Raw genomic sequence first — 26,692 nt, 5'->3', positions numbered from 1 at the left:
ACTTATATTTTGCCAGTTCACTCATCATCTTCCGTGATTCCAATTCCTTTAGAACGTAGGCGGAGATAGATTTCTTTTTTTGCCTTAGCAAGTCGATTTCGGATTTCGTCAGCCGTCTTGAAACCAATAAGATATTGGGCTTCGTTGGCAGTAAGGGCGGCTGGACGGATATGGAAGATTTGAGTGATGTCATTAGAATACCTCTGCTCCAGCAGTTTAATGATTTTTTTATCAGCGGTAAAATTATCCAAACGTCCCGCATTGACTAACACAATTATAGCTGTAATTGTACCGCCTTGTCCTTGAATATAATTGGCTAGTTCAGCCAATGTACCGCCCATACTCGTCACATCATCTACCAGCACATACGGACGATTTGCAATCACCATACCCTCAAACTCAGGACGCATCGCTAAACGTTCCATCGGGTCAGCCCCTGTGTGAAAGACGCGCGTGATTTGCACAATATCCTGATCGGCCTCACCCTTGAAGATAGACTGACAGAAAGTAGCAAGTACCTGCGGGATAGCATTATCACCGCTAGCCTCTCGAGCAAATGGTGCTACGAAAATCGCATTAACAGGGATATGTAAGCGCAGACTATACAAAAACTCTAAGGCTAACTCTTTAATCAGCACAAAAGCGGCTTGCTCATCTCCAGCCTTAGCCGCTTTATAAGTCGGGTGTTGCTTTAACAGATGATCACTACGAAACAATGCAAACGGCTTACTCGCTACAGACGGAATGGGATATTCACGAATAGTTGGCATAACAAGCTCCAACCCCGCCTACTCGCTGAGCGAGTCCGGTCTCATAAAACATTGTATCTGCCCACTGATGAGCGTCGTTTAAATAGCTCTGGTGACCCAATAACTCTAGCGATAGTTTCATATTCGTATGGGCATGCACGCAGCTTTGCAGTGGCCCGCCTTTAAGGGCAACTACATTAGCGAGTCCGATCTGGGTGGGATTTTGTTGAATATAATCATAATCCACATAGACATTAATCCACTCTTTAAGTCTCTGATCAGGCTGCCAATTTCTGGCGGTTTCAGGACCACCCAATACCGCATCATAAATCACAATCGAGCAGGCTACAGGATCGAGGGTAATGAGTAATTCAACCGGAATACCTAAATCATTGAGCTGGCGCGTGACACTCATAGCACCATAGCCGCCATAGGAATGCCCCACTAAGATAATTTTCTGCCCCTGCTCATAACCCTTTTTTGCGTATTCCATCAAGGTCTTTACCTGATGAAAGGTGCCATAGCCAATCGCTTGTTGGTTATGATATTGAGCATAATAGCGCTTAAATACCTGATTCAGCATAACCTTATGCCGACTATCCGCTGAGCCGCCCATAAACAACACTAACGCCTTAGCTACAGAGCTAGAAGCACTACAACTCGGCGGAATAAATAATGCACGCCCATGTAAACCTAATACATGCCCACTGACATTTAGCCAACGCCCCCATAAGCGGTGGCTACAGCCATCCGGTAATCGGTTTAATAATCTTGCTGCTCTCATTGCTACCTAGGTATTCATGTGATATCGAACTATACTAACCTATAATGCTCTAAACAGAGGCTCGTACACTATTATTCAGGGAGTATCAATGCCTAAACAACTCATCCGCCGTTATCTGCCGACACCTGAAAAAATCAAAATGTTATTTGGTCCTGGTCTGATTGGTAGACGCCTAGCTGACCCCAATTTATGGCATTTAAACCGACGCTCTGCCTCAAAATCGGTTTTTTGGGGCTTACTCTGTGCCCTATTACCCCTTCCTATGCAAAGCATACTAGCTGCGGGGGGAGCGATTTTATGGCGTATTAATTTACCACTGGCAGTCGCATTAACCTTTTTTTCTAACCCTTTAACCCTAATCCCTATTTTATTATTTGGCTACTTTTTAGGTTCTAGTATTTTAAATGTACCTATGCTGAGTATAGAAGAAATTAAAGCCGTCTTTTTCTCTTTTACCGAGGTATTGAGCGCCGATTGGGGAGGGGTGAGTGATAATGTTTACTTCAAATCTTTTTGGGTACTCATCTTTGGTTTAATAGTCGAGGCTTTTTTAATAGCTTCCCTAGGCTATGTATTAACCTTAGGCGCTTGGCATTGGCATATTTTTAGCGCCATTCGACGCCGTAAAAGAGTCACTGATTCCCGCTCTATTTAAGGCATAGCTAGCCTATGGAATCAGTAGCCCCACAAAAGTAAGTAGATATACCAAAGTAAGCGGATATTTCTTCCGCAGTCGCTGTGAAAAAATCGTCAGGAACGATTTTTCACGCCAGCTTGGGAGGCGCAAGGACGCGCCGAATAATACAGCCCTGTACGCTACAAGGCGGCATCCTTGCCGCCAAGACTGCTCCAGAAATACCCGATGACTTTTGCTCAAACCATGAGTCACTATTATTGATTTAGGCTAGTTCCTCTGGGCTATCTTCGATTAATTCGACACGAACCAAGGTAATCCGATGCCCCTGCAATTCCAGCACGGTAAAACGTACTGAATCACGGGTGACGATTGCACCGACCTCTGGCACACCCTCTAACTCATTCATTAATAACCCTGCTACCGTAATATAGCCCTCATCTCCCATAAGATGATTGGTTCCCATGGTTAATTCTAATTGATATAAATCCGCACTTCCCTTCACTAACCAAGTATGCTCATTTTCTTTGACCATATCCGGTGTTTCATCCTCATCAGGAAACTCACCTGCAATCGCTTCAAATATATCTAAAGGTGTTACTAAACCTTGAATAGAGCCGAACTCATTCGTCACAATTGCCATCCCCCCTTTGGAATGACGCAGGATATTAATAAGCTTAATTACTGGCAAATTTTCTGACACAAATAAAGGGCGCTTATCTTTTAATAGCATAGCCCAATCTATTTGATGATCTAACGCATCAATAATATCTTTAGCGCGTAATACACCCACCACTCGATCTAAATAATCGCGGCACACGGGAAATAGGCTATGAGGTGTTTCTAATAACTGTTGACGGATATGTTCGGGGTCATCATTAAGGTTAATCCAAGAAATATCAGAACGTGGGGTCATAATCGTTTTAATCGAGCGCTCACTTAAAGTCAGCACCCCACTCACCATATAACGCTCATCCTCATTAAACGTCTCTGCTGGCTTCTCCTCAGTCTCTCCCTCATCTTGAGCACGAACCTCTTTGCCCCCCATGAGTTTTAGAATGGCATCCGCTGTACGTTCACGACGGGGGCGCATGGCTTCATATTTGGAGATATTACGAATCCGCCATTGATTAAGTGCTTCAATTAAAATAGAGAAACCAATCGCCGCATATAAATAGCCTTTAGGCAGATGTAAACCAAACCCTTCGGTTAATAAGCTAAAGCCAATCATTAATAGAAAGCTTAAGCATAAAATAACGACTGTAGAATGAGCATTGACAAAACGGGTTAATGGCTTAGAAGCTAGCACCATAATAGTCATTGCAATAATGACGGCTGCCATCATAATATAAATATTATCGACCATACCAACAGCGGTAATAACGGCATCTAGTGAAAACACTGCATCTAGAATAATTATTTGAGCAACAACCGCCCAAAATCCTGCATAAACTCGACTTTTAGCTTCGCCTTCAGTATGCCCTTCTAATTTTTCATGCAACTCCATTGTCGCTTTATAAATAAGAAAGATACCGCCTGTTATTAGAATTAAATCTCGACCCGATAAGCTAATAGAGCCTATAGTCACTAATGGTTCGGTGAGTTTAATCATCCAAGACATAATGGATAATAAAATCAAACGCATGACTAAAGCGAGGGATAGCCCTATGACACGTGCTTTATCACGTTGTTGAGGTGGTAATTTATCTGCCAGGATGGCAATAAAGACTAGGTTATCAATACCCAAAATGACTTCGAGTACGACTAATGTCAATAATCCAACCCACAGCGTCGGATCTAATAAAAACTCCATTACTACACTCTTATTTTGATAAAGAATAAAACAGCCACTTTAATCTTAAAATGGCTATGAGAAACTTGTAGTTAATTATTTTATGGTAGCGATCAATGAAAACGAATGCTGTAAGTACTTGAGCCAAAATAATCGAGTATTTCTTCCGCCAAGACTGCTTCAGAAATACCCGTTTACTTTGGTATACCTACTTAATTAAACCGAAGCAATACGCTGCATAGCGCCTTCTAGATTTTTCATACTAGTCGCAAAAGAAATACGAATATGATTATCCAAACCAAAAGCCGAACCGGGTACTACCGCTACTCCGACTTTATCTAATAAGTAACTAGAAAGTTCTGCATCGGTTTTCATATCCAGACGCTGCATCATGCCTAGTACATTCGGCAGGCTATAGAAGGTACCATCCGCTGGTAAGCACTCCACGCCCTTCATAGCATTAAAGGCTTTACACACAAAAGCATGGCGCTTCTCAAATTCGGCTACCATCATATTGGTAAAATCCAAACTGCCATTGAGTGCGACGGTCGCAGCCACTTGAGAAATAGAAGTCGGGTTAGAGGTACTTTGTGACTGAATCGTGGTCATCGCTTCAATCAAGGCTTTAGGCCCTGCCGCATAGCCAATCCGCCAGCCGGTCATAGAGTACGCTTTAGATACCCCATTTAATACGATAGTACGATCATAGAGATCGGGGCAGACATTGAGAATATTGACAAATTTCTTACCGCCAAACAGGACATGCTCATACATATCATCGGAGGCAATTAGCACTTGCGGATGACGACGTAATACTTCACCTAACGCGGCTAATTCGGTTGTGGTATAGGCCATACCGGATGGGTTAGAGGGGCTATTAATCACAAACATTTTAGTGCGTGGGGTAATCGCCGCTTCTAATTGCTCTGGAGAGAGCTTGAAATGACTCTCTTGGCCTGCAATCACAATCACGGGCACACCATCGGCTAATAACACCATATCGGGATACGATACCCAATAAGGCGCTGGAATAATGACTTCATCACCGCTATCTAAAAAAGCTTGGCATAAATTATAAAAACTTTGCTTGCCGCCAGAGGAGACTAAGACCTGTTTAGTCACATAGTCTAAGCCATTATCACGCTTAAACTTATCGACCACCGCCTGCTTTAGTGCGGGAATACCATCCACCGCCGTATAGCGGGTTTGCCCTTTGTTAATCGCCTCAATACCCGCTTGCTTGATATAATCAGGGGTATCAAAATCAGGTTCACCTGCACCTAGCCCAATAATATCACGCCCTTGTGCCTTTAATTGTGCTGCTAATGCGGTAATAGCGAGAGTCGGTGAGGGTTTAACGCGCCCTACTCGTTGTGCTAATTGAATGTCCAATTTCTTATTACAACCGTTTAATATTGGTGGGAATAACATGAATGATATACTGTGACAATTGCCCCTGATCTCAAGGATCGCCAAGCAGCAGGCATTTTACTGCAACCCTCCCTTAGATAGAAAGAAAAAGTGCATCCTATGTCAAAAGCATTCACATTAGCGACTCAATACGCCCCCGCCGGTGATCAACCAACCGCCATCGCCTCACTAGTAGACGGTCTACAGCAAGGTCTCTTTCACCAGACCCTCTTAGGTGTTACTGGCTCTGGTAAAACCTTTACCATGGCGAATGTGATTCAGACCACCCAACGCCCGGCGATTATTCTGGCACATAATAAAACCCTCGCCGCTCAACTCTATGGGGAAATGAAAGCATTTTTTCCGAATAACTCGGTCGAGTATTTTGTCTCTTATTATGATTATTATCAGCCAGAGGCTTATGTGCCCTCTAAAGATATCTTTATTGAAAAAGATGCGGCGGTGAATGAGCATATTGAACAAATGCGGATGGCGGCAACACGCGCTCTACTGGAGCGCCCTGACTCTATTATTGTTGCGACGGTTTCAGCGATTTACGGCTTAGGTGATCCGGAGTCGTATCAGAAAATGCTCTTAATCTTAGTGCGTGGTGATCACATTGATCAACGTACTATGTTAAGGCGCTTAGCTGAAATGCAATACACCCGTAATGATCTAGACCTACAGCGCGGTACTTTTCGGGTGCGCGGCGAGGTAATTGATATCCATCCGGCTGACTCTGACCGTGAAGCGATTCGGGTTGAATTATTTGATAATGAAATTGAAAATATTAGCTATTTTGATCCACTCACGGGCGAAATACTCCGCAAAGTCCCGCGTGCGGTCATTTACCCCAAAACGCTCTATGTCACACCGCGTGAAATCCTACTCGATGCCGTTGAACATATTAAAGTTGAACTCAAAGAGCGCCTTGACCAACTACGCAATGAAAACCGTTTAGTCGAGGCTCAACGCTTAGAGCAACGTACTCAATATGATATGGAGATGATACTCGAAACAGGCTATTGTGCGGGCATTGAAAACTATTCGCGTTATTTATCCCGTCGTACCGAAGGTGCGCCACCGCCTTGCTTATTCGACTATTTGCCCAAAAATGCCATTATTTTTGTCGACGAATCCCATGTCACGATCCCACAATTTGGGGGCATGTATAAAGGTGATCGCTCGCGCAAAACCACCCTGGTTGAATATGGCTTTCGCTTACCCTCTGCCTTAGATAATCGCCCCTTACGTTTTGATGAGTTTGAAAAGCTACTCACTCAAGTGATTCACGTCTCGGCTACTCCGGGAAACTATGAGATGGAGCACTCTGATAATGTAGCCGAACAAGTAGTACGCCCCACAGGGTTAGTCGATCCACAAGTAGAAATCCGTCCTATCGCCTCGCAAGTTGATGATGTTATGTCAGAAATTACCCTACGCGCTAAAAAGGATGAGCGTGTACTGGTGACTACCTTGACTAAACGTATGGCTGAAGATTTAACCGAATACCTCATGGAGCATGATATTCGGGTGCGTTATTTACACTCGGATATTGATACTGTCGAGCGGGTAGAAATTATTCGTGACCTACGCAAAGGCGAATTTGATGTATTAGTAGGGATTAACCTATTACGGGAAGGTCTGGATATACCCGAAGTTACATTAGTCGCGATTATGGATGCGGATAAAGAAGGCTTTCTACGCTCTGAGCGCTCGCTCATTCAAACCATTGGGCGGGCTGCACGTAACTCAGAAGGTAAAGCGATTTTATATGCCGATAAAATAACCAATTCTATTCAAGCCGCGCTGCGCGAAACCGAGCGCCGTCGTGACAAACAACTAGCCTACAATGAGCAACATGGCATTACCCCCACCACGATTAAAAAGCGGATTGCGGATGTCATGGAAGGGGCCTACGCCAATGCGAGTCGCAATAAAAAAGGTGATAAAAAGGTAGCGGACACACAAGCAGACTATCGTGCCCTATCACCAGAACGCGCCTTGAAACAACTTAAATTATTGGAAGATAAGATGTTTACTCACGCTCGCAATTTAGAATTCGAGCAAGCAGCTAAAATGCGTGATGAAATAGCCGCTCTGCGTGCTCAGGTGTTTGGGATGGATTAGGTTAAGCCAAAGTAAGCGGGTATTTCCTCCACAGTCGCTGTGAATACATCCCTGTACGCTACAAGGCGGCATCCCTGCCACCAAGACTGCTCCAGAAATACCCGCTTACCTTGTTATAAATACATTTAGGCGACTTGTGCTGCAATCTCTAATGAACGCAATCTGAGCTTAGGGTCATATATATCGCACACCAACATCAGCTCATCCGCCTGAGTGAGCGCCTGCAAATCCTGTAATCCCTTAGCCACTGTGCTAGGACTACCGATCACAGCAGCAGCAAGAAAATCATTGATTGCCGCCTGTGCGCGTGGATCTAGATTTTGCTTAAAGTTTGCCACGGGCGGAGGCAATTTACCGCGCTGTCCGGTTAGGATACCTAACACTCGTTGATAGATACTACTAGCGAGGAATTCAGCCTCATCATCGCGCTCGGCTGCAATCAGTGGCACCCCAATCATAACATAGGGTTTAGCTAACACAGCAGAAGGTTTAAATCCTTGACGATACACTTGCAAGGCTTGTAACAATAGACGCGGGGCAAAATGCGAGGCAAACGCATAGGGCAAGCCACGCTCAGCGGCTAATTGTGCAGAAAATAGACTACTGCCTAATAACCAAATAGGCACTTCAGTCCCCGCTCCGGGGGTTGCTACAATACTTTGTCCGGGTTGCGGGGTTGATAGTAGCTGCTGCAACTCGCTGACTTCACGCGGAAAATCTGCCTCACTCTCAGCACGATGACGGCGCAGCGCTCGCATGGTAGCCTGATCCGTTCCGGGCGCTCGCCCTAGCCCCAGATCAATCCGATTAGGGTATAGCTCTGCGAGCGTACCGAACGCCTCGGCCACTACCAAGGGCGCATGGTTTGGCAGCATAATCCCACCCGACCCTACACGCAGAGTGGTAGTTTTTCCGGCAATATGCCCAATCAATACCGCTGTCGCTGAGCTGGCAATACCCGACATATTATGGTGCTCGGCTAACCAGTAGCGCTTAAAGCCAAGGCTTTCAGCATGCTGGGCAGTAGTTACACAGGTTTGTAATGCCTCTGCAACCGATCCGCCCTCACGCACCGCCACTAAATCCAGCATGGATAGGGGTATTTTTACCGAAGAATTAGACATGCTCAGTCCCTCAAGCTTCAAATGTAGACTGTGCCATATCTCACTGAGTTTCTGCAAATTAAGCCTTTAGCGCAGGGGGCTTAATTGCATCATCCGCAGGCCACGCATTAATAATGGCATGAATTAAAGTGGCTAAGGGAATAGCAAAAAATACACCCCATACCCCCCAAATAGCACCAAAGAATAATACCGCAATAATAATAGCCGCCGGATGGAGATTAACCATTTCGGAGAATAATAAGGGAACCAATAAATTACCATCTAAGAATTGAATCACTGCAAAGGCTATCATCACATAAATAAAATCATTGGTATAACCCCATTGAAAATAAGCGACCGCCACCACTGGAATAGTAACAATCACCGCGCCAACAAAAGGAATCAAAACCGAAACACCGACTAGAAAGGATAATAGCATTGAGTACTGCAGACCAAAAAACAAAAAGGTCACGAAGGTAATTACCCAAACAATCAGTATTTCTAGAAACTTACCTCGCACATAGCCGGCAATTTTAAGATTTAAATCCTTCCAAACTTTGGATACTAAGGAACGATCTGCCGGTAGGAAGCTGCTAAACCATTGTAAAATACTATTGCGATCCTTTAAAAAGAAAAACACTAATAAAGGAACAACTACCAGATAAACCATAAAAGCAATCAAGTCAAATACGGAGGCAATGGAAAAGCTTAATACTTGTTGTGATGCTTGTGTTACATGGGTACGTAGAGAATTTAATATCTCCAATACTACTTCCTCAGAAATAATATTAGGATACTTCTCTGGCAAGAGCATTAACACCTGTTGTCCATTAGAAATCATATTCGGCACAGCGACGACAAACTGTGAGGCTTGTTTTAATAGCATAGGAGCCAATACTAATAATAACAAAGTAATGGACAGTAAAAACAAACTAAAAACCACTAATACCGCAATAGTACGCGGGATTTTAAACTGCCTGAGCCATTCCACACCACCATCTAATAAATAAGCCAATACTACGGCTGCTAGAATGGGGGTAAGAATACCTCCGGCAAAAATAATAACACTCGACCCGATCAGTAATATTAAAACTAATATGGCTACCTGAGGGTTAGAAAAATGTTGGTTATACCAGTCATTAATTAATTTAAGCACAACATACCTCAGTTTCCACTCTATTTCAGTATAGATTGTTGATAAGTATTAGCAAAAAGCTGCTCTAGATCATCAATGACCTCTGGAGCAGGACGACCTTGCATAATATGTTCCGTCATGAGAGCAGTCGATGCGTGTAGTAATACCTCATTTTCTAGCATAGGATAACTAGCCTTAAGACGTTTGAGGGCTTTAACCACACTTTCTTGCTCAGGTCTTGGTAGTAACTGAGGCGCTGGTAGAGTTGGAGCAACCACTGGGGTTTGGCGACTTACTAAAAATGCCGCAAACGCCAAGATAGTGGTTTGATGACTTTCCTCTAGAGTCTGAAACAGACCCAATAACTCACGCTCTCTAGCCGAGAGCGATTTTGATGGGGGGGAACCTAATAACATGTATCTCGACGACTTAAAGAGAATAAAATCACACGTATTATCTTAGAACTATTCAGCCTTTGATAGTTTCGTCTGCCTTTAATCTCATTATTATTGTCACGACTCCCTCAGCTTACGCTAAAGGAGTGGGATTAATAGCGTCGTCTTGTTGAGTTTTCTGGCAATAATTACGGGCAAACTCCAAGAGTTCTTCCATAGCAGGCACTTTGAACTTTTGGCGCTGACGTACAAAGGAAAAATCGCGCGCGAGCGGTGGGTCTAGTTTAACAGGGACTAAACTGCCTAAACGCAGCTCTTTACTAATCGAGGCACTCGATACAATCGATACCCCCATACCTGCTTCAACTGCACCTTTGACGGCCTCAGGGCTGCCTAGCTCTAAGCAATTACTCATAGAGTGCTTATCAACCCCTTGTGAGTTCATATACTCTAACGTAACTTCACGCGTACCGGAGCCTTCTTCACGACAAATAAAAGGATATTTCAGTATATCCTTCACTGAGACGGTATCGTAGCTAGCTAATGCGTGATTTGGGGGCACGATTAATACCAACTCATCATGACGGCAGACTTCCACTAATAGATTTCTATTAGATACGGGGCCTTCTACCACGCCCAGATCAATGACGTTATTTTCCACCATTGACACAATGCCTTCGGTATTAGATACCCGCAGGCGTAGTTTTACATCCGTATTTTTAGACTTAAAATCACCGAGCAAAGCGGGCAACATATACTCTGAAATCGTCGTGCTTGCACCAATAGTCAGTGAGCCACTGATATCATCGGTCATTTCACGAATGGCATTTTCCATTTCATTATATTGCTCGAAAATCTTTTCGGCATACTCAAAAACAATTTGCCCAGCATCGGTCAATGTCACACGATTGTGAGTGCGATCAAATAATCGCGTATCAAATTGGTCCTCCAATTGACGAATCTGGAAAGTCACGGCAGGCTGTGTCATATGCAACACTTCAGCAGCCTTAGTGAAACTTAAGAGTCTTGCAACAGCATGAAAGACCTGTAACCTTCTATCTGACATAAAAAACAATTCTCCTTATTGAGACTTTTAGCCAGCACACTACCACCTATCCTAATACTGCCCATGGTGCGACGTTATGGCTGTCCAGTCATCCCTTACCGGATATAAACCATTGGTTTACGGATAAAACAACACATTAATAAACTCTTTCTATACACAATCTACCACTGAGAATAGGACAACTCGGTCAGTTATGCGTAATAGATAGTAAGATTTTTGACAAAAGGCTTAAAAATAAACATTAGTGTACAAAAATCATGCCTACGCTTGCCCTTTATCTAAAGGGTTAGTGGGCTGGGGTTTAGTAGGCTGATGGGGGATACGTGGATCATCATCATCCATTAAAATACGATGCGCAGGCCCTTCAAGATCATCATATTGACCACTTTTAACCGTATAAATAAAAGCAATCACAATCACAATCATGACCCCAATAGCTATCGGAATCAACATATAGAGGGCATCCATAATAGGTCATACTCTTTTATTATGAGGAGTGGTTAGGAATTAATTTACCATCTAATTGAGATTAATGAAATGTTACTATTCAATTTTTTATGTGAAAATTATCACTATTTATAAGGATCTAGCGCATTCGTTAATTCTTAAGCCTTAAGGCATTAAGTACAACAATTAACGAACTCATAGACATACCAATCGCTGCTAACCAAGGGGCAACCCAACCTAAGGCAGCCAAGGGAATCGCTATAAGATTATAGCCAATCGTCCATGCAAAGTTTTGCTTAATAATGGTTTGCATGCGTTTTGCTGTGGTGATCGCGTAGGGGATACGCTCTAAGTGCTCACTTAATAACACCATATCCGCACTAGCTTGGGCTAGCTGTGAACCACTGCCCATTGCCAGCGATACCTGAGCAGCGGCGAGAACGGGAGCATCATTCACCCCATCTCCCACCATTGCCACAATCTCGCCCTGTGCTTGTAAACCTTGTAAATAGGCTAATTTATCAGCGGGCAATTGAGCACCCAAAGCCTGCTGAATGGATAAGGCTTGCGCCACACTCGCCACCACGGCGGGATTATCACCACTGAGTAGCGAGACCTTAATGCCCTGTTGATGTAACATCTGCACAGTATGCTGAGCATCAGGACGGATATGATCTTGTACATAAAATAGTGCCAACCACTGCCCCGCTTGCCCCAGCCAGACTACAGACTGATCCGCTAACAGCTTGTGTGATGGCACTTCTGACCCGACTAACTCCGCCACGAATGCCGCAGCCCCAATCCTCAGCGTTACATTATTCCACTGTCCCTCTAAGCCCCGCCCCGAATAAGCTTGAATAGTTTGTAGTGGCTCTGGACTCGTAGCAGCGGCTAATAATGCCCGCGCGACAGGATGCTCGGATACTCGCTCAAGCCCTGCGGCTACATTTAAACACTCATCTGCACTTAAATGGCTCAAAGGTTGGGTTGCTGTTAACGCGAGCTGTCCGGTAGTTAAAGTCCCTGTTTTATCAAAGATAATATGAGTTACCTGAGCTAAGGTTTCTAGAGCATGCCCTCGTGTGGTGAGTACGCCCTGTGAGGTTAATTGACCCGTTGCCACCGTTAAAGCCACCGGCGTTGCCAAAGAAAAAGCACACGGGCAAGTAATCACTAATACCGATAAGGCGATCCAAAATGCATGCTCGGAACCCTGAGCATACCAATAGCCAAATACAGCGATGGCTGTTAATAAAATCAGCGGCACAAAGCGCGAGGCTACTTTTTCTGCTAAACGTGCTAAGTAAGGCTTTTCAGACTGAGCACGCTCTAATAAACGAATAATTGCGGCTAATACAGTGCTATCGCCCACTTTTTCTACTTGCATTACCAGTGGACTTTCTAAATTCACCGTTCCACCAACTAGGGTATCCCCTACCTGTTTGCTAGTAGGCAAACTCTCGCCGCTCAGCAATGACTCATTAATACTACTAATACCCTCTAGCACCATACCATCCGCAGGCACGATTTCACCGGACTTAATTAATACCTGATCATGCTTTTCTAAAGCACTCACCGCCACGACCTCCACCTGACCTGCCCGTAAACGCGTAGCCGTAGCGGGTAAAAGGCGTACTAAGGCCTCGGCTACCTGTCCGGCTTTATGCCGAGCCTGCATTTCTAGAAAACGCCCAGTCAGTAAAAAGAAGGTAAACATGGTGACCGAGTCAAAATACACTTCACCTGTGTGATGAATAGTGGCCCAAACACTCGCACTAAAAGCCACCCCAATCGCAATGGAAACGGGTACATCCATGCCAAAGTAGCCGCGCCGCAGATCGCGCCATGCGGAGATAAAAAATACATTAGCCGAGTAAAATACCACCGGAATAGTCATAATCAGACTAATCCAACGCAGAAAGCTCCGCATGCTATCCGTCATATCCGAATAGCTTCCCACATACATTGCTACTGCAATCATCATGACTTGCATCATGCCTAAACCGGCGATAGCAATACGTCTGAGCGCAATAGACTTTTCTTTCTTTTGCAGGGTCTGCATCCGCCCCGGATCAAAGGGATGTGCGAGATACCCCATATCAGCAATAGCCTTAAGCACCGTGCTTAAGACCACACGGGAATTATCCCAGCGCAACGTCGCTCGATGGGTAGAGTAATTCACTCTAAAATCCAACACGCCGGGAATCTGCTTGACGTGATGTTCGTTTAGCCACACACAAGCGGCACAAACAATGCCCTCCATCATGAGAGATGCTTCGCGCTCATCGCCAACTTTCACCTGTACAAAACTTTTTTGCAGTTCCGGTTCGTCGTAGATAAATAATTGGCGCAAAGCATCCGGCACTAACGCTTCTGGTTTAGTGCTCACTTCTGAGCGAAACTGATAAAAATCGACTAGGCCATTGGCGACAATGGCCTCTGCCACAGATTGACACCCGGTACAGCAAAACTGACGCGACTCACCCAATACCTCAGCACTATAAGTGGCACCCGCAGGCAGGGTTAAACCACAATGGAAGCACCCCGTAGTTAAGAGGCTGGCTGAACCCACGTCGTACCTTTTACTTCATGAAGATTAGTATCTTGTTGAATTTTAATCACAATCTGCCATAGACCCGGCTCAGATAATTTAATCTGATTACCATAATGTCCGGGAGCGGTTTCTAAAAGCTGAACCTGTTGGTCGAATTTTTGATTAGCGGGTCTTAGGAAATGGATAGTCGCTTGGCCTTGGGTAATAGGCTTACCATCACGATCGGCTAAGGCTACCTCAAACAAGGTATCCTGCCCTACAATAGGTTTAGCTTTCCAACCTTCGGTGAGCTTCCATCCGCGATCATTTTGCACTTTTAGCTGATTAATATAGCTATTAAATTGATCATATTTCTCTTTAAAATCGTGGGATACGACGCCGGGAAAGGCCGAGACTGCGGTATTACCTGAGCGCGGTTCGGGTAAAAAGCGCTGCATAAAACTCGCATCAGCGCCTTTATTAGCCAGCGTAATAATTAGCCCGTCGACACAGGCTAAGACAATAAAAAACCCTACAATCGTAGCGGGTGCCCAATGAAAACGCCACTTTGCTACGGGCTTATCCGTACCGTGGCGTTGATCATAGCGCTGTTGGGTATCCCGCTGACTGGTAATCATGCCTAGGCCATAAGGCACCATGGTAAAAAAGGCAAAGTGAATGGCAAAGACATCTAAACCCGGCCAATTAAATGCCACTAGCGGAATATATACAATCTCAACTGCCAAAATAGTCAATAAAGCTGACAATTTACTACTGAGCTTTAAACCCGCATAAAACACAAAGAACAGTACAAAAGAAATCACTGTTCCTAGTGTTAGGGTTAAAAGTAAACTTTGATTTTCCATGCCTTTTTATCCAATACCTTAAGGTAACATGAAGTGTGAAACCACTACTTCAGGCTCTTGAACCTCACCTTCCAACGGAGTTAATTTAAAGGTGAATTCACGATTCTTGCTGATCATACCCGTACTAGGGGGCATATAGTTTACCTGTGCAAAGACCCGTAGGCTACTATCAGGCTTCACAACCAGATCCCCTACTTCACTGCCAAGGCTTAATTTCGCGCCTTCCAAACCCTCTAGTTCCAGTTTATAACGCGCGGGGGACATGGTTTTATTATTAATCTTAATCTCATAGCTATTGCGAATACTGCCATCGGATAGCGTGACAAATAACGGATTACGTACTTGCACAATGGATAACTCTAATTGTTTAGTCGAGCTAACCATCCATACGAGATAGGCTGTAGCTAATAAAGTAGCAATACCGTAGCCGACGGTACGTAATTTTAAGAATTGGGTTTTCTTACCGCCTAATTCATTTTCAGAGGTATAACGAATCAGGCCACGCTCCCAACCCTGCTTATCCATAATGGAATCGCACGCATCAATACATAGCGCACAGTGAATACAGCTAATCTGTAAACCATCCCGAATATCAATACCAGTCGGGCACACCTGCACACAATAGCCGCAATCAATACAATCCCCATGCCCTTGCGCTAGACGGGTGTCGTGCTCACGTAAATCCTTAATGGGTTTCACCCGTCCCGTGCTACCCTCGCCGCGCTTTTTGTCATACGACACAATTAAGGTATCAATATCAAACATGACACTCTGAAAACGAGAGTAAGGGCAGATATGAATACAGATATATTCCTGCATCCAAGCCGCTGCGAAATAAGTAGTTGCCATTAAAATAAAGGCGGTGCCATAGGCGGCTGCGGGGGCTTGTCCGGTAAAGAATTGGGCTGTTAGCTCATAAGCATCGCCCCAATATAAGGCAAAGGTTAGTCCCGTCCAGAAGGAGAGTAATAACCACAGCGCATGAGTGCCGCCGACTTTAAGTACTTTTTCACCATTCCAAGCTTGCCGCTCTAGACGAATACGGGCAACACGATCCCCTTGAATTTTACTCTCAATAAAGCGAAAGGCATCTACCCACAGTGTCTGAAAACAAAAGTAGCCACAAAATACCCGCCCAAAGAGCGTCGTCACAAAGAAGAGTAATACCGCAGCTAAGAACAATAAGGCCGTCAGCCAAAACACGTCTTGTGCGTGCATGACTAAATCAAACATATAAAAACGTCGAGCCGGAATATCAAACAGTACTAGTTGATCTGGACCATAAGCCCTCTCCCAACGCAACCACGGCAAAATAAAAAACATGGCATAAGCGAAAATCAAAATGCCGGTTTTAATCGTTCTAAAGCGCCCATGAACACTGCGAGGTTGTACTCGTGAGTGGGGCTGAATAATTTGCTCATTACTCATAAAAATGCTTAGCTCCCAATGAGGTAGGTCGTACTTGGATAGATTAGGGTCTAGGATAACCTATGAAGAAGGACGAGGAATTTTAACATCTCCTAATATGATAAGTATGATAATTTCCAAAGTTGGGGGAATTATTTTGTGCTAAGGCCAAATAAAAAAGCCGGAACTAGTCCGGCTTTTTTGCAGTTGACTAACTACCGAATCCCTTATTTGGTATCCGTAGCTGACATCTCACGTAAATAAGCAACCAATACCTTAATTTCAGTATCGTCTAAACGATGATTGAAAGAGGGCATTTGACGATTCACACCATTTAACACCACAGATTTCACTGCTTTTAACTTCGCCTCTGTGTCTGCCGCAGCAGGAACATTGGCAATCGTCCACACTTTATCTGTTAAGTTAGCCGAACCTTGTGAATACAGCCCCTTACCTTCGGTAGTATGGCAATAATAGCAACCACCTGTCTGCCCATTGAAAATGACCTCGCCCTTTTTAGCAGCCTCGGCATTATGCTCAAGACCGGATAAGCTCAATACATACTCAGCAACATCGGTCGTTTGCTCATCATTCAAGGTTTCCTTAAAGGCGGGCATAAAGCCTAAGCGGCCTTGACGAATAGTCTCCTCAATTTGCTCCGTTTTACCACCCCATAACCAATCGTCATCGACTAGATTAGGGAATAAACCGACCACACCATTAGCACCCGTTTGATGGCAAGCGGCACAGTTATCACCAAACACGCCTTTACCATAAGAGCGCACGAAAGCAGTCATATTATTGTCTTGGGCAATTTGCTCATAAGAGGCTGCTGATACTTTAGCGAGATACTCTTTTTGCTTCAGAGCGCTTTCGCTTTCTTGCATATCCTTCACGAATAATGAGCGCATATTCCAAGGCCTAGTGACTTCTTGGCCTTGAGCATTTTTATACTCAATGGTACCGATCCCTTTGGTATAACTACTCGCAATAGGCCAGCTAGGGTAAATAATCCAATACACTAATGCGAATATAATCGTGCCGTAGAATGTCCATATCCACCAAGTAGGGAGTGGATTATTAAACTCTTGTAAGGTCTCATCCCACACATGACCAGTGGTTTCCGCACCAGTCAAGGGATCTTTTACGGGTTTCGCCATAATTTATTTCTCACCTTTGGGTTGTTGCTCAGTGTGAGGAACTCCGGGTGCGTCATCATCTTGTAGTGGCAAGAACCGATACGACTCTAAACGCTCACTACGCCGGCGACTACCATACACATAAAACAAAATTCCTAAAAACGTGAAGAAGAAAATTAATAGCGCGAGTACTTTGCTATTTCCTAAATCAATTAGCCATAACCAAGCATTCGTTAACATTACTTTCTCCTTGTCGTTACACTGACCACAAACTTGTCCTAATTAACGGAATTGGATGAAATAATCTTCATCAAACTTGGTAAAGTCCACCATCGTACCGAGTACTTGTAAGTAAGCCACGAGCGCTTCCATTTCAGTCACACGGTTGGCTTGACCATCAAAGTTACCGGCAGCGGCATCCGCAACCAAGGTTTTCTCTGCGGCATTAATGTTTAACTTTTTGGCAACTTCTTCACCAAATTGCTTCACATTGGCTTGATATTCTTCTTGAGTGAGCGAATAAGGTACACCCACTTTCTTGAGTGCGATCATTCGATCTTGAATATCGTCATAAGCCAGTTCCGTTTCGGCAAGCCAAGGGTAGTTAGGCATAATGGACTCAGGTACTACTGAACGAGGTGCAATCAAATGCTGCACATGCCATTCATTGGAGTACTTTTTACCGACACGAGCCAAATCAGGCCCTGTCCGTTTAGAACCCCATTGGAAGGGGTGATCATATTTAGACTCTGCTGCCAGAGAATAATGACCATAACGCAAATCTTCATCACGGAAGGGACGAATCATTTGCGAATGGCAGGTATAGCAACCCTCACGAATATAAATATCCCGTCCCCGTAACTCTAAGGGGGTATAAGGGCGTACCATATCCAATCCGGTTTGAGGGTCTTGTACTTTTTCCACCGTACCATTGATATAGTGCAGCGGTACAATCTCAACTAAACCACCAATACTGATTGCAACTAGGGTTAGGACAATAAGTAAACCGGAATTCGTTTCAATACTTTCGTGTTTAAACATTATCGCCCTCCTTAGGCTTTAGCGGCAGCAGCAACAGGTACAGAATCTTCTTGTTTAGCGCGGGCAATCGTCATATAGACGTTATAAGCCATCACTATCATACCGGTTACAAAGAACATACCACCAATCGCACGCGCAGCTAATGGGCCATGCATAAAGGCAACCGTTTCAATAAAGGAATAAGACAAGTTACCAAACTCATCAAACGCACGCAGCATTAAACCTTGACCAATACCAGACACCCACATCGCAGTAATATATAAAATAGTACCAATAGTGGCTAAGAAGAAATGTACATAAATCAGTTTAATGCTGTAAATCGTGGTATTCCATAGGCGCGGAATCATATGATAGAACGAACCAATCGATACCATCGCTACCCAACCCAAAGCACCAGAGTGTACGTGACCGACTGTCCAGTCAGTGTAGTGAGATAAAGCATTCACACTTTTTAAGGACATCATCGGGCCTTCAAAGGTCGACATACCGTAGAAAGACAATGAAGTGATTAAGAACAGCATAATCGGATCAGTACGTAATTTATCCCAAGCACCCGATAGCGTCATAATCCCATTAATCATCCCACCCCAAGATGGCATTAATAATAGAATCGAGAAAGCTGCTGCAAGTGAAGAAGTCCAGTCAGGGATCGCTGTCCAATGGAGATGGTGAGTACCTACCCACATATACATAAAGCTTAACGCCCAGAAATGCACAATGGATAAACGATAAGAGTAAACCGGACGGCCTGCTTGCTTAGGTACGAAGTAATACATCATCCCTAAGAAGGCAGCGGTTAAGAAGAAGCCTACCGCATTGTGACCATACCACCATTGCGTCATCGCATCTTGCACACCAGAGAATAAGCTATAGGATTTAGTACCAAAGAAGCTTACTGGCATAGTCAAGTTATTGAAAATATGGAGTAATGCTGTGGCTAAAATAAAGGACATATAGAACCAGTTAGCCACATAGATATGCGGTTGGTTGCGGCGCATCAGTGTTAGGGTGAAGATAAAGAAATACGTTACCCACACGATTGCAATCGCAATATCAACATACCACTCAGGCTCGGCATACTCACGCCCTTGCGTAACACCAAACATATAACCGATACCTGCCACCACTAACGACAGATTCCAACCCCAAAACGTAAAGTTAGGCCAGAAATTACCACCTGCTAGGCGAACCTGACACGTACGTTGGATGACATAGTAAGACGTTGCAAACAACGCATTACCACCAAATCCAAAAATAACGCCGCTGGTATGGACTGGACGTAAACGTCCAAAGGTAATCTGGGCGATATCGAAATTCAAAAGTGGCCAAGCCAGCTCTGACGCGATATACACACCGGCAGTCATACCTGCCAAAGCCCAGACAATCGCAGCAATCGCAAATTTCTTCACGATTTCATAGTTATATTGCTCGGATGGAGCTACTGCACTATGAGCCATCATTTGCCCTCAACATTAACTTAAAATTTAAAACAGAATTGGGTAGGAAACACAATTAGCGGTAAATATAATTACTGTAAAAACAGCATTACCCTTAACCTATGCATGACCTGTGTGAAAACACACAACTATCCCTAAGGATACAGCAAAAACCCATTTAAGAGAATCTTAATATGCCAACTTAATCGGGTGAAACTTGACAAGTTTTTATTTATCAGAACTGTTCTTGATTTTTATCAAGTGAATAAAATCCCTAACCAGATCAATATACTCAAGAATATCGTCAATAATACCGCTGCTGATCCCATATCCTTAGCACGCCCGGCTAACTCATGCTGCTCTGTACCAATACGATCCACCACAGCCTCAATCGCAGAGTTTAATAATTCCACAATCAACACCAGCAACACACTAGCAATCAGCAGTACACGCTCTAGCGGCGTATCACCTAACCACCATGCCAGCGGAATACTCAACATTACGACAATCGCTTCCTCACGAAACGCGGCCTCCTCGCGCCATGCTGCTTGCAACCCCTGCCGAGAATAGCGCAAGGCATTAGTCAGTCGATCCATTCCATGTTTAGCTTTAGGCATGGTGTAAGTCCTCAAACATAATGAAGGGCGTGAAAATAGCAAACTTAATCACGAATACAAAGCGTTATTACCCCATACTTATCCACTTATAACCAGAATAAAACACTATACTGACTAGATATCTAATAAAATAAAAGCTTATCCTATAAGATATATTTTCATAGAAATTTTTTCATAGCCCTATTATGGATTAATATAAAAATACAGGATTATTAATATCTTATTTACATTTTTATAATTAGGCACGCCCTTTGCAATACTGAGGTTGTCACTAACAACAAATAAGGAACGATCATGACTATTACTGGTAATTATGAAGTCCTCTATGAGGAAGGTCATGCTCCGATTAAATCGTGGACTAAAAACGTACCCTTTGACGATAACTCTAAGCGTCAACTGCTCAACATTGCCAAGATGCCTTTTATTCATCAATGGGTTGCGGCGATGCCTGATGTACATCTGGGTAAGGGGGCTACGATTGGTAGCGTGATTCCCACCATTGGCGCGGTGATTCCAGCGGCGGTCGGGGTGGATTTAGGTTGTGGCATGATGGCGGCTAAAACCACGTTGAAAGCCAGCGATTTGCCCGATTCATTAGAAGCCATGCGTAAAAAGATTGAGCAAGCCGTTCCACATGGGCGTATCGCGACCCGTGGTAAACGTGATACCGGCAGTTGGGGACAGCCACCTGCTGAGGTATTAGATAAATGGTTAACACTTAGCGCTGGTTTCCAACAGTTATGTGAAAAACATCCTTTTTTGAAAAATACGAATAACCTACATCACTTGGGAACCTTAGGAACAGGGAACCATTTTATTGAGGTGTGTTTGGATGAAAACCAAGCGGTATGGGTGATGCTACATAGCGGGTCACGCGGGGTGGGAAATGCGATTGGTACACACTTTATCGAGTTAGCCAAAAAGGATATGGAGCGCTATTTCATCAACTTGCCGGATAAAGATTTGGCCTATATCCCCGAAGGTAGCTCACATTTTCGTGATTATGTAGAGGCTGTAGCGTGGGCGCAAGATTTTGCTCAAGCGAACCGTGAGGTGATGATGGCACGTACTTTACAGGCGATCCGTGAAGTGCTCCCCGTTCCTTTTACAGCCGATGTAGAGGCAGTGAATTGTCACCATAACTATATCAGCCGCGAACACCATTACGGTAAGGATGTATGGGTTACGCGTAAAGGTGCGGTGAGTGCAAAAGCGGGGGAAATGGGTATTATCCCCGGAAGTATGGGGGCAAAATCCTTTATTGTGCGCGGTCTAGGGAATGAAGAAAGTTTTTGCAGTTGTAGCCACGGTGCCGGACGCGTGATGTCACGTACCGAAGCCAAACGCCGCGTATCGCTTGATGAACATAAACTCGCTGTTGCTGGAGTGGAGTGTCGAGTGGATGAAAGTGTGATCGACGAAACACCAGCCGCCTATAAACCGATTGATAAGGTTATGGCTGCTCAAAGCGATTTAGTGGAGATTGTGCATACGCTTAGACAAGTAGTTTGTGTGAAGGGGTAGTGGGTTAAACCCTACCCCTCACCTGCTGCATGCAACACTTTTTGCACCAAGGCTTTTGATAAGCGATAGTCCTGTGCTAGCAAATCATTGATGAGTGGTGCAACTGCTGGAATAGTTCCTGACTGTTTCGCTTTAAGCAAAATACCCAGTACACCCACCACCGGAATTTGATAACTTTGTGCAACTTGTCGCCCGATGTATTCATCAATCAATACAGCACAATTAAGTTGTCGCGCCAAATACAGTGCTTGAAGCTCGCCCTCATCCAACGTTGGACGTAATTGGGTGCAGAAATCATTATCCGCATCATCATGCACAATCAAATACTCACTGGCAAAATCCCGAATCAGACGAGCATCAGGACGTTGCAAGTCGCGGGTTGCCTCACTTAATACTGTAAATGGTACATGCACATTGGCAAACTCGCTTTTCAATAAGGTGAGTTGTTGGAGTTTCGCCAGCGCAATTAATGGACTGGTATCAGCGACGATAACAGACTTCATGAGTTGAGGTACGCCAGCTCTTGGTCTAGCTCACTAGGATCATAATCTACCACTGGAATACCCAAACGACTGACATGTTCGGTAAATTCTGCAATAGACATGCGTGCCAGTTTGGAAGCTTTACCTAAACTCATACTGTTGGCTTGAAACAGATGGGTAGCCAGAGCAACATGTACACCAAATGCCAACAGACTCTCACTAAACGGAACGCTAACAAACAAAGGCTGTCCATGATGGGTCACTAATGCCAATTGCCCTTGCTCAGCGGTGCGACTAAGGTCGCCTGTATGTTCAGGTAGATCACGAATACTGAAGGTTTGCATACTGTTATCCCTCTAGATTGATGTTTAACAAGCATAGCACAATGCAATGACAACTAACCCAATCAACCTACTTCTTTATGGCTCATCCGACCGGCTAACACATGTAGATGAATATGAAACACTATCTGTCCCGCGCCTTTGCCACAATTCATCTGGACTTTGTAGTCGGGATAACCGGCTGCATTGGCTACTTGTTTAGCTACCAGCATAAGCTTACCTAACACGGCTTGATCGACCGCCTCGGCCTCATTCAAAGTGGCTAGATGTTTCACCGGAATAACTAACGCATGAAAGGGAGCTTGTGGATTAATATCATTAAAAACAACGACTTCATCATCCCGATACAATTCTTTAGCGGGCATAGTCCCTGCCGCAATACGGCAAAAAATACAATTCTGATCCATATGCAAACCCTATTTAAACCCAAATTAATATTTACGCCGCCCTGCAAAAGCATGCGAGAGCGTACTACTATCTACATACTCCAGCTCGCTCCCTACGGGCACACCATGAGCAATGCGACTGGTGGTAATATGGTATTTTTTGGCTAAATCATTGATATAATAAGCAGTCATCTCACCTTCTACGGTCGGATTAGTGGCTAAAATAATTTCACTCACTAGCCCCTCACTGAGGCGCTTTTCAAGCTGATCTAGGCCAATATCTTCGGGACTAATACCATCTAAAGGGGATAAACGCCCCCCTAAGACAAAATAATAGCCCTGATAATCCGTCGCCTGCTCTAGTGCTATCACATCGGAAGGATGCTCAACTACACACAGCAACTTGCCATTGCGTCCACTATCGGAGCAGATTTTACATAGCTCATTTTCGGTCAGGGTACGACACCAACGACAGTGATGAATATGCTCTAAAGCATGCGCCATAGTACGTGCTAAGTATAACCCTCCGGCACGATCATGCTCTAGTAAATGAAAGGCCATCCGTTGAGCGGTACGCGCCCCCACGCCGGGCAGCACCCGCAAAGCATCAATCAAACCTTTAAGGAGGGAAGAATCACTCATGTTTGTTTATCTATTTGCTTGTTTCGATCCACGACACTAAGGACGAAGGAGGGAGAAATAAGGTCTCTCCCTAATCAATACTGATCCATTAAAAGGGCAATTTCATACCAGCCGGTAATTGCATGCCAGCGGTTGCACCCGCCATCAGCGCTTTAGTACGCTCATCAAGGCGTTGTGCCGCATCATTAAAAGCAGCAGCAACCAAGTCCTCAATCATGTCTTTATCATCTTCAAATAAGGATGGGTCAATCGTGACGCGTTTGCACTCATGGCTGCCTGTCACGACCACACTGACTAATCCCCCGCCGGATTGCCCCGTAATCTCTAATTCTGCCACTTCTTGCTGCGCTTTTTGCATATTTTCTTGCATTTTTTGCGCTTGCTTCATGAGATTACCTAAACCACCTTTCATCATAGCTGTACTCCTAAATGTAATGTGCGAATAGTCTACTACAGAATTGCTATCACTGCTCAATCGGTCGAATCGACCCCGAAATAATCACCCCACCATACTCTTGTTGCAGTGCTTGCACCAAGGGATCACTGAGAATACTAGTCTCCGCCGCTTTTTGCCGCGCTGCTCTTAAACGGATAATTTTTTGCGCGGGAGACTCGGCGGTTAACACTTTCACTTGCAAGACTACTGACACAGGCTGTTGATAATACTGGCTTAATGCTTCAATAAAAGCTGCTTCTGTACTTTCAGAGCGTAAGGAGTCACTCGCAGGATCTAAGAGTAAATGTACTCGTCCGGCTAATGCATCATAACGCTCTAAGATGCAATTACGCCCAATCTCTGCGGTCATTCCAGTGAGACCCAGCTTAGGTAAAATAGCATGCCAAGGATTTTCTTCGCTGCTACTAGTTGTATTGTTAAGAGTAGCGCTAGCACTACTAACCTCTGCCGGGGCGGGTATGCTAGGTGTAGGCATTACGGGTAGCAAGGGAGCCGGTTGTACAGTACGGGGGGTAGGTGCTGTTGTAGTGGGGCTAGGTACTATGGCTTGAACGGGTGCTGCTTGACTAGGTGTAGGTATAATCGCGGCAGGCTCGTCTTCCCAAGGTAATACCTCTCGCTTAGCCGGTGGAACAGGTACTGCCTTAGCAGGCTCAATAGTAGCGGGAGTTTTATTATTAGGTGCCAGTGGTGGTGTTAAAGTTTTTTTTTTGCCGTCCCCGTGAACACTCTCTTGCTGATCCAAGCGAAATGCTAGCATCCGCAAAATCATCATTTCAAACCCTGCACGTGCATCCGGCGCTAGTGGTAAATCACGTCGCCCATACAAGGCTATCTGATAATAAAGCTGCACATCCGCCGGACTCAATACCTCTACTAAAGTAGATAGCTCATCTTGACTAGGACTCGGCACCGCTTGGCGAATCGCAATTTGATGCAAGGAGGAAATAACATTCTCCGCCGCTTGCATAAAATCGGTATTCATTTGAGATAACTGCTCAATACTAGCAAAGGCCGCTAGCGTATCCTCTTGGGCAATGGCTAATAGCAATTGTGCTAATAAGCCTTGTGGTAATAGCCCCAACATATCACGCACTGCATCTTCGACGAGCTGCCCCTCGCCGGTCACAATCGCCTGATCGGTTAAACTCAACGCGTCGCGCATACTCCCATCTGCCGCCCGCCCTAATAGAGTAAGCGCTCCCTCCTCAAAAGGAATCTGCTCGCTCTCTAATACCTGCTTTAAATAGTTACCAATCATCTCCGGTGACATACGTTTGAGATTAAACTGTAAACAACGCGATAAAACCGTGACAGGTAACTTTTGCGGGTCAGTGGTAGCTAGGAGGAATTTAATATGTTCGGGTGGCTCTTCTAAGGTTTTGAGCAAGGCATTAAAGCTATGCCCGGAGAGCATATGCACTTCGTCAATCAGATAAATCTTAAAGCGCCCGCGTGTGGGGGCGTATTGTACATTCTCTAGTAATTCGCGGGTATCTTCGACTTTAGTGCGTGAGGCAGCATCCACCTCGATTAAATCTACATGCCGCCCTTCAGCAATTTCCACACAACTACGACACACACCACAAGGAGTGGCTGAAATACCCACCTCGCAATTGAGACTCTTAGCAAATACCCGCGCCACCGTGGTCTTACCGACTCCCCGTGTTCCGGTGAATAAGTAAGCATGATGCAACCGTTGTTCATTTAAAGCAGTTTTAAGCGCACGCAGCACATGCTGTTGCCCCACCATTTGCTCGAAATTTTGTGGTCGCCATTTACGGGCTAATACTTGATAACTCATGACTTGCGTGACTGGAGGTAGAATGGTGGCGACTCATACCAGCCACATCTCGGCACATGAATCTGCTGTTACCGCTGCTTCCTTCCGGACCTGACGGGGTTCACAACATACCATTGCGAGAGAACCGATATGAGCCTCCATAGATGAGGGCGGTATTATGACTAAATTCATAGCCTGCCTCAAGGTTTATTCCAACATTAATCCTATTTAACTCACTTAATCGCCACAAAAGCATAATTATTGCGCATATGCTTAAAATTTTTTGGCAAAAAATAACATCCTAGACCAGTATTAATGTTTCAATCCACGCCCTTAGAGGCGAATTGGGAAGAGAGTTTGCTTCCCCCAAAGCAGTTTATCTTCCTAGAGGGC

26 protein-coding genes and 1 other RNA gene are annotated in these 26,692 nt (G+C 44.6%); 3 read left to right on the top strand and 24 right to left on the bottom strand.

Annotated features, from left to right (window positions below):
• Positions 1-17 precede the first annotated feature (17 nt).
• Positions 18-770, bottom strand: coding sequence for a phosphoribosyltransferase (locus tag A3IK_RS0110670; RefSeq protein ID WP_020559969.1), 753 nt, complete (start codon positions 768-770; stop codon positions 18-20).
• Positions 754-1,533 (bottom strand): alpha/beta hydrolase family protein, encoded by a 780-nt coding sequence (locus A3IK_RS0110665; RefSeq protein WP_020559968.1) that lies wholly within the window; start codon positions 1,531-1,533, stop codon positions 754-756. The genes A3IK_RS0110670 and A3IK_RS0110665 overlap by 17 nt, the downstream gene beginning before the upstream one ends.
• Positions 1,534-1,621: 88 nt before the next feature.
• Here A3IK_RS0110665 and A3IK_RS19195 point away from each other — a divergent pair, with 88 nt between their 5' ends.
• A complete protein-coding gene (locus tag A3IK_RS19195; RefSeq protein WP_020559967.1) occupies positions 1,622-2,188 on the top strand; it encodes a DUF2062 domain-containing protein in 567 nt (188 codons plus the stop codon).
• Between the two features lie 244 nt (positions 2,189-2,432).
• Here the strand turns inward: A3IK_RS19195 and A3IK_RS0110655 are convergent, their stop codons facing one another.
• Positions 2,433-3,980 (bottom strand): TerC family protein, encoded by a 1,548-nt coding sequence (locus A3IK_RS0110655; protein WP_020559966.1) that lies wholly within the window; start codon positions 3,978-3,980, stop codon positions 2,433-2,435.
• A gap of 195 nt (positions 3,981-4,175) precedes the next feature.
• A complete protein-coding gene (locus A3IK_RS0110650) occupies positions 4,176-5,390 on the bottom strand; it encodes a pyridoxal phosphate-dependent aminotransferase (protein WP_020559965.1) in 1,215 nt (404 codons plus the stop codon).
• 99 nt (positions 5,391-5,489) lie between these two features.
• Here A3IK_RS0110650 and uvrB point away from each other — a divergent pair, with 99 nt between their 5' ends.
• Positions 5,490-7,499, top strand: coding sequence for an excinuclease ABC subunit UvrB (gene uvrB, locus A3IK_RS0110645; RefSeq protein WP_020559964.1), 2,010 nt, complete (start codon positions 5,490-5,492; stop codon positions 7,497-7,499).
• Positions 7,500-7,624: 125 nt separating this feature from the next.
• Here the strand turns inward: uvrB and A3IK_RS0110640 are convergent, their stop codons facing one another.
• The 13 genes from A3IK_RS0110640 to A3IK_RS0110580 all read right to left on the bottom strand — a co-directional run bounded on the left by A3IK_RS0110640 (position 7,625) and on the right by A3IK_RS0110580 (position 20,684).
• Positions 7,625-8,623 carry an LLM class flavin-dependent oxidoreductase gene (locus A3IK_RS0110640; RefSeq protein ID WP_020559963.1) on the bottom strand — a complete coding sequence of 333 codons (999 nt, stop codon included), beginning with the start codon at positions 8,621-8,623 and terminating at the stop codon, positions 7,625-7,627.
• Between the two features lie 58 nt (positions 8,624-8,681).
• Entirely contained in the window at positions 8,682-9,758 is a 1,077-nt protein-coding gene (locus A3IK_RS0110635) for an AI-2E family transporter (protein ID WP_020559962.1), read from the bottom strand.
• 20 nt (positions 9,759-9,778) lie between these two features.
• Entirely contained in the window at positions 9,779-10,153 is a 375-nt protein-coding gene (locus A3IK_RS0110630) for a hypothetical protein (protein ID WP_020559961.1), read from the bottom strand.
• A gap of 112 nt (positions 10,154-10,265) precedes the next feature.
• Positions 10,266-11,198, bottom strand: coding sequence for a LysR family transcriptional regulator (locus A3IK_RS0110625; protein WP_020559960.1), 933 nt, complete (start codon positions 11,196-11,198; stop codon positions 10,266-10,268).
• 261 nt (positions 11,199-11,459) lie between these two features.
• Complete coding sequence (gene ccoS, locus A3IK_RS0110620; RefSeq protein ID WP_020559959.1) at positions 11,460-11,666, bottom strand: cbb3-type cytochrome oxidase assembly protein CcoS; 207 nt, start codon at positions 11,664-11,666, stop codon at positions 11,460-11,462.
• 130 nt (positions 11,667-11,796) lie between these two features.
• Entirely contained in the window at positions 11,797-14,217 is a 2,421-nt protein-coding gene (locus A3IK_RS0110615; protein WP_020559958.1) for a heavy metal translocating P-type ATPase, read from the bottom strand.
• On the bottom strand, positions 14,196-15,044 hold the full coding sequence (locus A3IK_RS0110610) for a FixH family protein (RefSeq protein ID WP_020559957.1): 849 nt from the start codon (positions 15,042-15,044) through the stop codon (positions 14,196-14,198). The genes A3IK_RS0110615 and A3IK_RS0110610 overlap by 22 nt, the downstream gene beginning before the upstream one ends.
• A gap of 18 nt (positions 15,045-15,062) precedes the next feature.
• Positions 15,063-16,472 (bottom strand): cytochrome c oxidase accessory protein CcoG, encoded by a 1,410-nt coding sequence (ccoG, locus tag A3IK_RS0110605; RefSeq protein WP_020559956.1) that lies wholly within the window; start codon positions 16,470-16,472, stop codon positions 15,063-15,065.
• Positions 16,473-16,678: 206 nt separating this feature from the next.
• Positions 16,679-17,611, bottom strand: coding sequence for a cytochrome-c oxidase, cbb3-type subunit III (ccoP, locus tag A3IK_RS0110600; protein ID WP_020559955.1), 933 nt, complete (start codon positions 17,609-17,611; stop codon positions 16,679-16,681).
• Positions 17,612-17,614: 3 nt separating this feature from the next.
• On the bottom strand, positions 17,615-17,830 hold the full coding sequence (locus tag A3IK_RS0110595) for a cbb3-type cytochrome oxidase subunit 3 (protein WP_020559954.1): 216 nt from the start codon (positions 17,828-17,830) through the stop codon (positions 17,615-17,617).
• 42 nt (positions 17,831-17,872) lie between these two features.
• Positions 17,873-18,631 carry a cytochrome-c oxidase, cbb3-type subunit II gene (gene ccoO / locus A3IK_RS0110590; RefSeq protein ID WP_020559953.1) on the bottom strand — a complete coding sequence of 253 codons (759 nt, stop codon included), beginning with the start codon at positions 18,629-18,631 and terminating at the stop codon, positions 17,873-17,875.
• 11 nt (positions 18,632-18,642) lie between these two features.
• The gene (gene ccoN / locus A3IK_RS19190; protein ID WP_020559952.1) at positions 18,643-20,088 is read right to left on the bottom strand and encodes a cytochrome-c oxidase, cbb3-type subunit I; all 1,446 of its coding nucleotides are present in this window, start codon (positions 20,086-20,088) and stop codon (positions 18,643-18,645) included.
• A 236-nt stretch (positions 20,089-20,324) separates the two neighbouring features.
• Positions 20,325-20,684: a diacylglycerol kinase gene (locus A3IK_RS0110580; protein WP_020559951.1), complete on the bottom strand. Its 360-nt coding sequence runs from the start codon at positions 20,682-20,684 to the stop codon at positions 20,325-20,327.
• A gap of 294 nt (positions 20,685-20,978) precedes the next feature.
• Between A3IK_RS0110580 and A3IK_RS0110575 the strand changes: the two genes are divergently transcribed.
• The gene (locus tag A3IK_RS0110575; RefSeq protein ID WP_020559950.1) at positions 20,979-22,208 is read left to right on the top strand and encodes an RtcB family protein; all 1,230 of its coding nucleotides are present in this window, start codon (positions 20,979-20,981) and stop codon (positions 22,206-22,208) included.
• An 11-nt stretch (positions 22,209-22,219) separates the two neighbouring features.
• On the opposite strand, the gene A3IK_RS0110570 is transcribed toward A3IK_RS0110575, so the two are convergent.
• From A3IK_RS0110570 to ffs, 7 genes are all read right to left on the bottom strand, one after another.
• Positions 22,220-22,711, bottom strand: a complete 492-nt coding sequence (locus A3IK_RS0110570) for a PIN domain-containing protein (protein ID WP_020559949.1) — start codon at positions 22,709-22,711, stop codon at positions 22,220-22,222.
• The gene (locus A3IK_RS0110565) at positions 22,708-23,034 is read right to left on the bottom strand and encodes a UPF0175 family protein (protein WP_020559948.1); all 327 of its coding nucleotides are present in this window, start codon (positions 23,032-23,034) and stop codon (positions 22,708-22,710) included. The genes A3IK_RS0110570 and A3IK_RS0110565 overlap by 4 nt, the downstream gene beginning before the upstream one ends.
• A 62-nt stretch (positions 23,035-23,096) precedes the next feature.
• Entirely contained in the window at positions 23,097-23,438 is a 342-nt protein-coding gene (locus tag A3IK_RS0110560; protein ID WP_020559947.1) for a histidine triad nucleotide-binding protein, read from the bottom strand.
• A 24-nt stretch (positions 23,439-23,462) separates the two neighbouring features.
• Positions 23,463-24,059, bottom strand: a complete 597-nt coding sequence (gene recR, locus A3IK_RS0110555; protein ID WP_020559946.1) for a recombination mediator RecR — start codon at positions 24,057-24,059, stop codon at positions 23,463-23,465.
• Between the two features lie 88 nt (positions 24,060-24,147).
• Positions 24,148-24,471, bottom strand: coding sequence for a YbaB/EbfC family nucleoid-associated protein (locus A3IK_RS0110550; RefSeq protein ID WP_211209436.1), 324 nt, complete (start codon positions 24,469-24,471; stop codon positions 24,148-24,150).
• Between the two features lie 52 nt (positions 24,472-24,523).
• Complete coding sequence (dnaX, locus tag A3IK_RS0110545) at positions 24,524-26,320, bottom strand: DNA polymerase III subunit gamma/tau (RefSeq protein ID WP_020559944.1); 1,797 nt, start codon at positions 26,318-26,320, stop codon at positions 24,524-24,526.
• Positions 26,321-26,353: 33 nt separating this feature from the next.
• Positions 26,354-26,450, bottom strand: an RNA gene (ffs, locus tag A3IK_RS20840) — signal recognition particle sRNA small type.
• Positions 26,451-26,692 lie beyond the last annotated feature (242 nt).

The sequence above is a fragment of the Thiofilum flexile DSM 14609 genome (assembly GCF_000380185.1).
GTDB classification, from domain to species: domain Bacteria; phylum Pseudomonadota; class Gammaproteobacteria; order Thiotrichales; family Thiotrichaceae; genus Thiofilum; species Thiofilum flexile.
This window is presented reverse-complemented; position numbering and strand designations above follow the sequence as displayed.

Coding starts and splice junctions, on each gene's coding strand:
- A3IK_RS0110640 (WP_020559963.1), bottom strand. CDS start 8,623: ATGTCTAATTCTTCGGTAAAAATACCCCTATCCATGCTGGATTTAGTG.
- uvrB (WP_020559964.1), top strand. CDS start 5,490: ATGTCAAAAGCATTCACATTAGCGACTCAATACGCCCCCGCCGGTGAT.
- ccoO (WP_020559953.1), bottom strand. CDS start 18,631: ATGTTTAAACACGAAAGTATTGAAACGAATTCCGGTTTACTTATTGTC.
- A3IK_RS0110610 (WP_020559957.1), bottom strand. CDS start 15,044: ATGGAAAATCAAAGTTTACTTTTAACCCTAACACTAGGAACAGTGATT.
- dnaX (WP_020559944.1), bottom strand. CDS start 26,320: ATGAGTTATCAAGTATTAGCCCGTAAATGGCGACCACAAAATTTCGAG.
- A3IK_RS0110560 (WP_020559947.1), bottom strand. CDS start 23,438: ATGGATCAGAATTGTATTTTTTGCCGTATTGCGGCAGGGACTATGCCC.
- A3IK_RS0110580 (WP_020559951.1), bottom strand. CDS start 20,684: ATGCCTAAAGCTAAACATGGAATGGATCGACTGACTAATGCCTTGCGC.
- A3IK_RS0110655 (WP_020559966.1), bottom strand. CDS start 3,980: ATGGAGTTTTTATTAGATCCGACGCTGTGGGTTGGATTATTGACATTA.
- ccoP (WP_020559955.1), bottom strand. CDS start 17,611: ATGGCGAAACCCGTAAAAGATCCCTTGACTGGTGCGGAAACCACTGGT.
- A3IK_RS0110630 (WP_020559961.1), bottom strand. CDS start 10,153: ATGTTATTAGGTTCCCCCCCATCAAAATCGCTCTCGGCTAGAGAGCGT.
- A3IK_RS0110670 (WP_020559969.1), bottom strand. CDS start 770: ATGCCAACTATTCGTGAATATCCCATTCCGTCTGTAGCGAGTAAGCCG.
- A3IK_RS0110575 (WP_020559950.1), top strand. CDS start 20,979: ATGACTATTACTGGTAATTATGAAGTCCTCTATGAGGAAGGTCATGCT.
- A3IK_RS0110570 (WP_020559949.1), bottom strand. CDS start 22,711: ATGAAGTCTGTTATCGTCGCTGATACCAGTCCATTAATTGCGCTGGCG.
- recR (WP_020559946.1), bottom strand. CDS start 24,059: ATGAGTGATTCTTCCCTCCTTAAAGGTTTGATTGATGCTTTGCGGGTG.
- A3IK_RS0110625 (WP_020559960.1), bottom strand. CDS start 11,198: ATGTCAGATAGAAGGTTACAGGTCTTTCATGCTGTTGCAAGACTCTTA.
- ccoG (WP_020559956.1), bottom strand. CDS start 16,472: ATGAGTAATGAGCAAATTATTCAGCCCCACTCACGAGTACAACCTCGC.
- A3IK_RS0110565 (WP_020559948.1), bottom strand. CDS start 23,034: ATGCAAACCTTCAGTATTCGTGATCTACCTGAACATACAGGCGACCTT.
- A3IK_RS0110650 (WP_020559965.1), bottom strand. CDS start 5,390: ATGTTATTCCCACCAATATTAAACGGTTGTAATAAGAAATTGGACATT.
- ccoS (WP_020559959.1), bottom strand. CDS start 11,666: ATGGATGCCCTCTATATGTTGATTCCGATAGCTATTGGGGTCATGATT.
- ccoN (WP_020559952.1), bottom strand. CDS start 20,088: ATGGCTCATAGTGCAGTAGCTCCATCCGAGCAATATAACTATGAAATC.
- A3IK_RS0110665 (WP_020559968.1), bottom strand. CDS start 1,533: ATGAGAGCAGCAAGATTATTAAACCGATTACCGGATGGCTGTAGCCAC.
- A3IK_RS19195 (WP_020559967.1), top strand. CDS start 1,622: ATGCCTAAACAACTCATCCGCCGTTATCTGCCGACACCTGAAAAAATC.
- A3IK_RS0110550 (WP_211209436.1), bottom strand. CDS start 24,471: ATGAAAGGTGGTTTAGGTAATCTCATGAAGCAAGCGCAAAAAATGCAA.
- A3IK_RS0110595 (WP_020559954.1), bottom strand. CDS start 17,830: ATGTTAACGAATGCTTGGTTATGGCTAATTGATTTAGGAAATAGCAAA.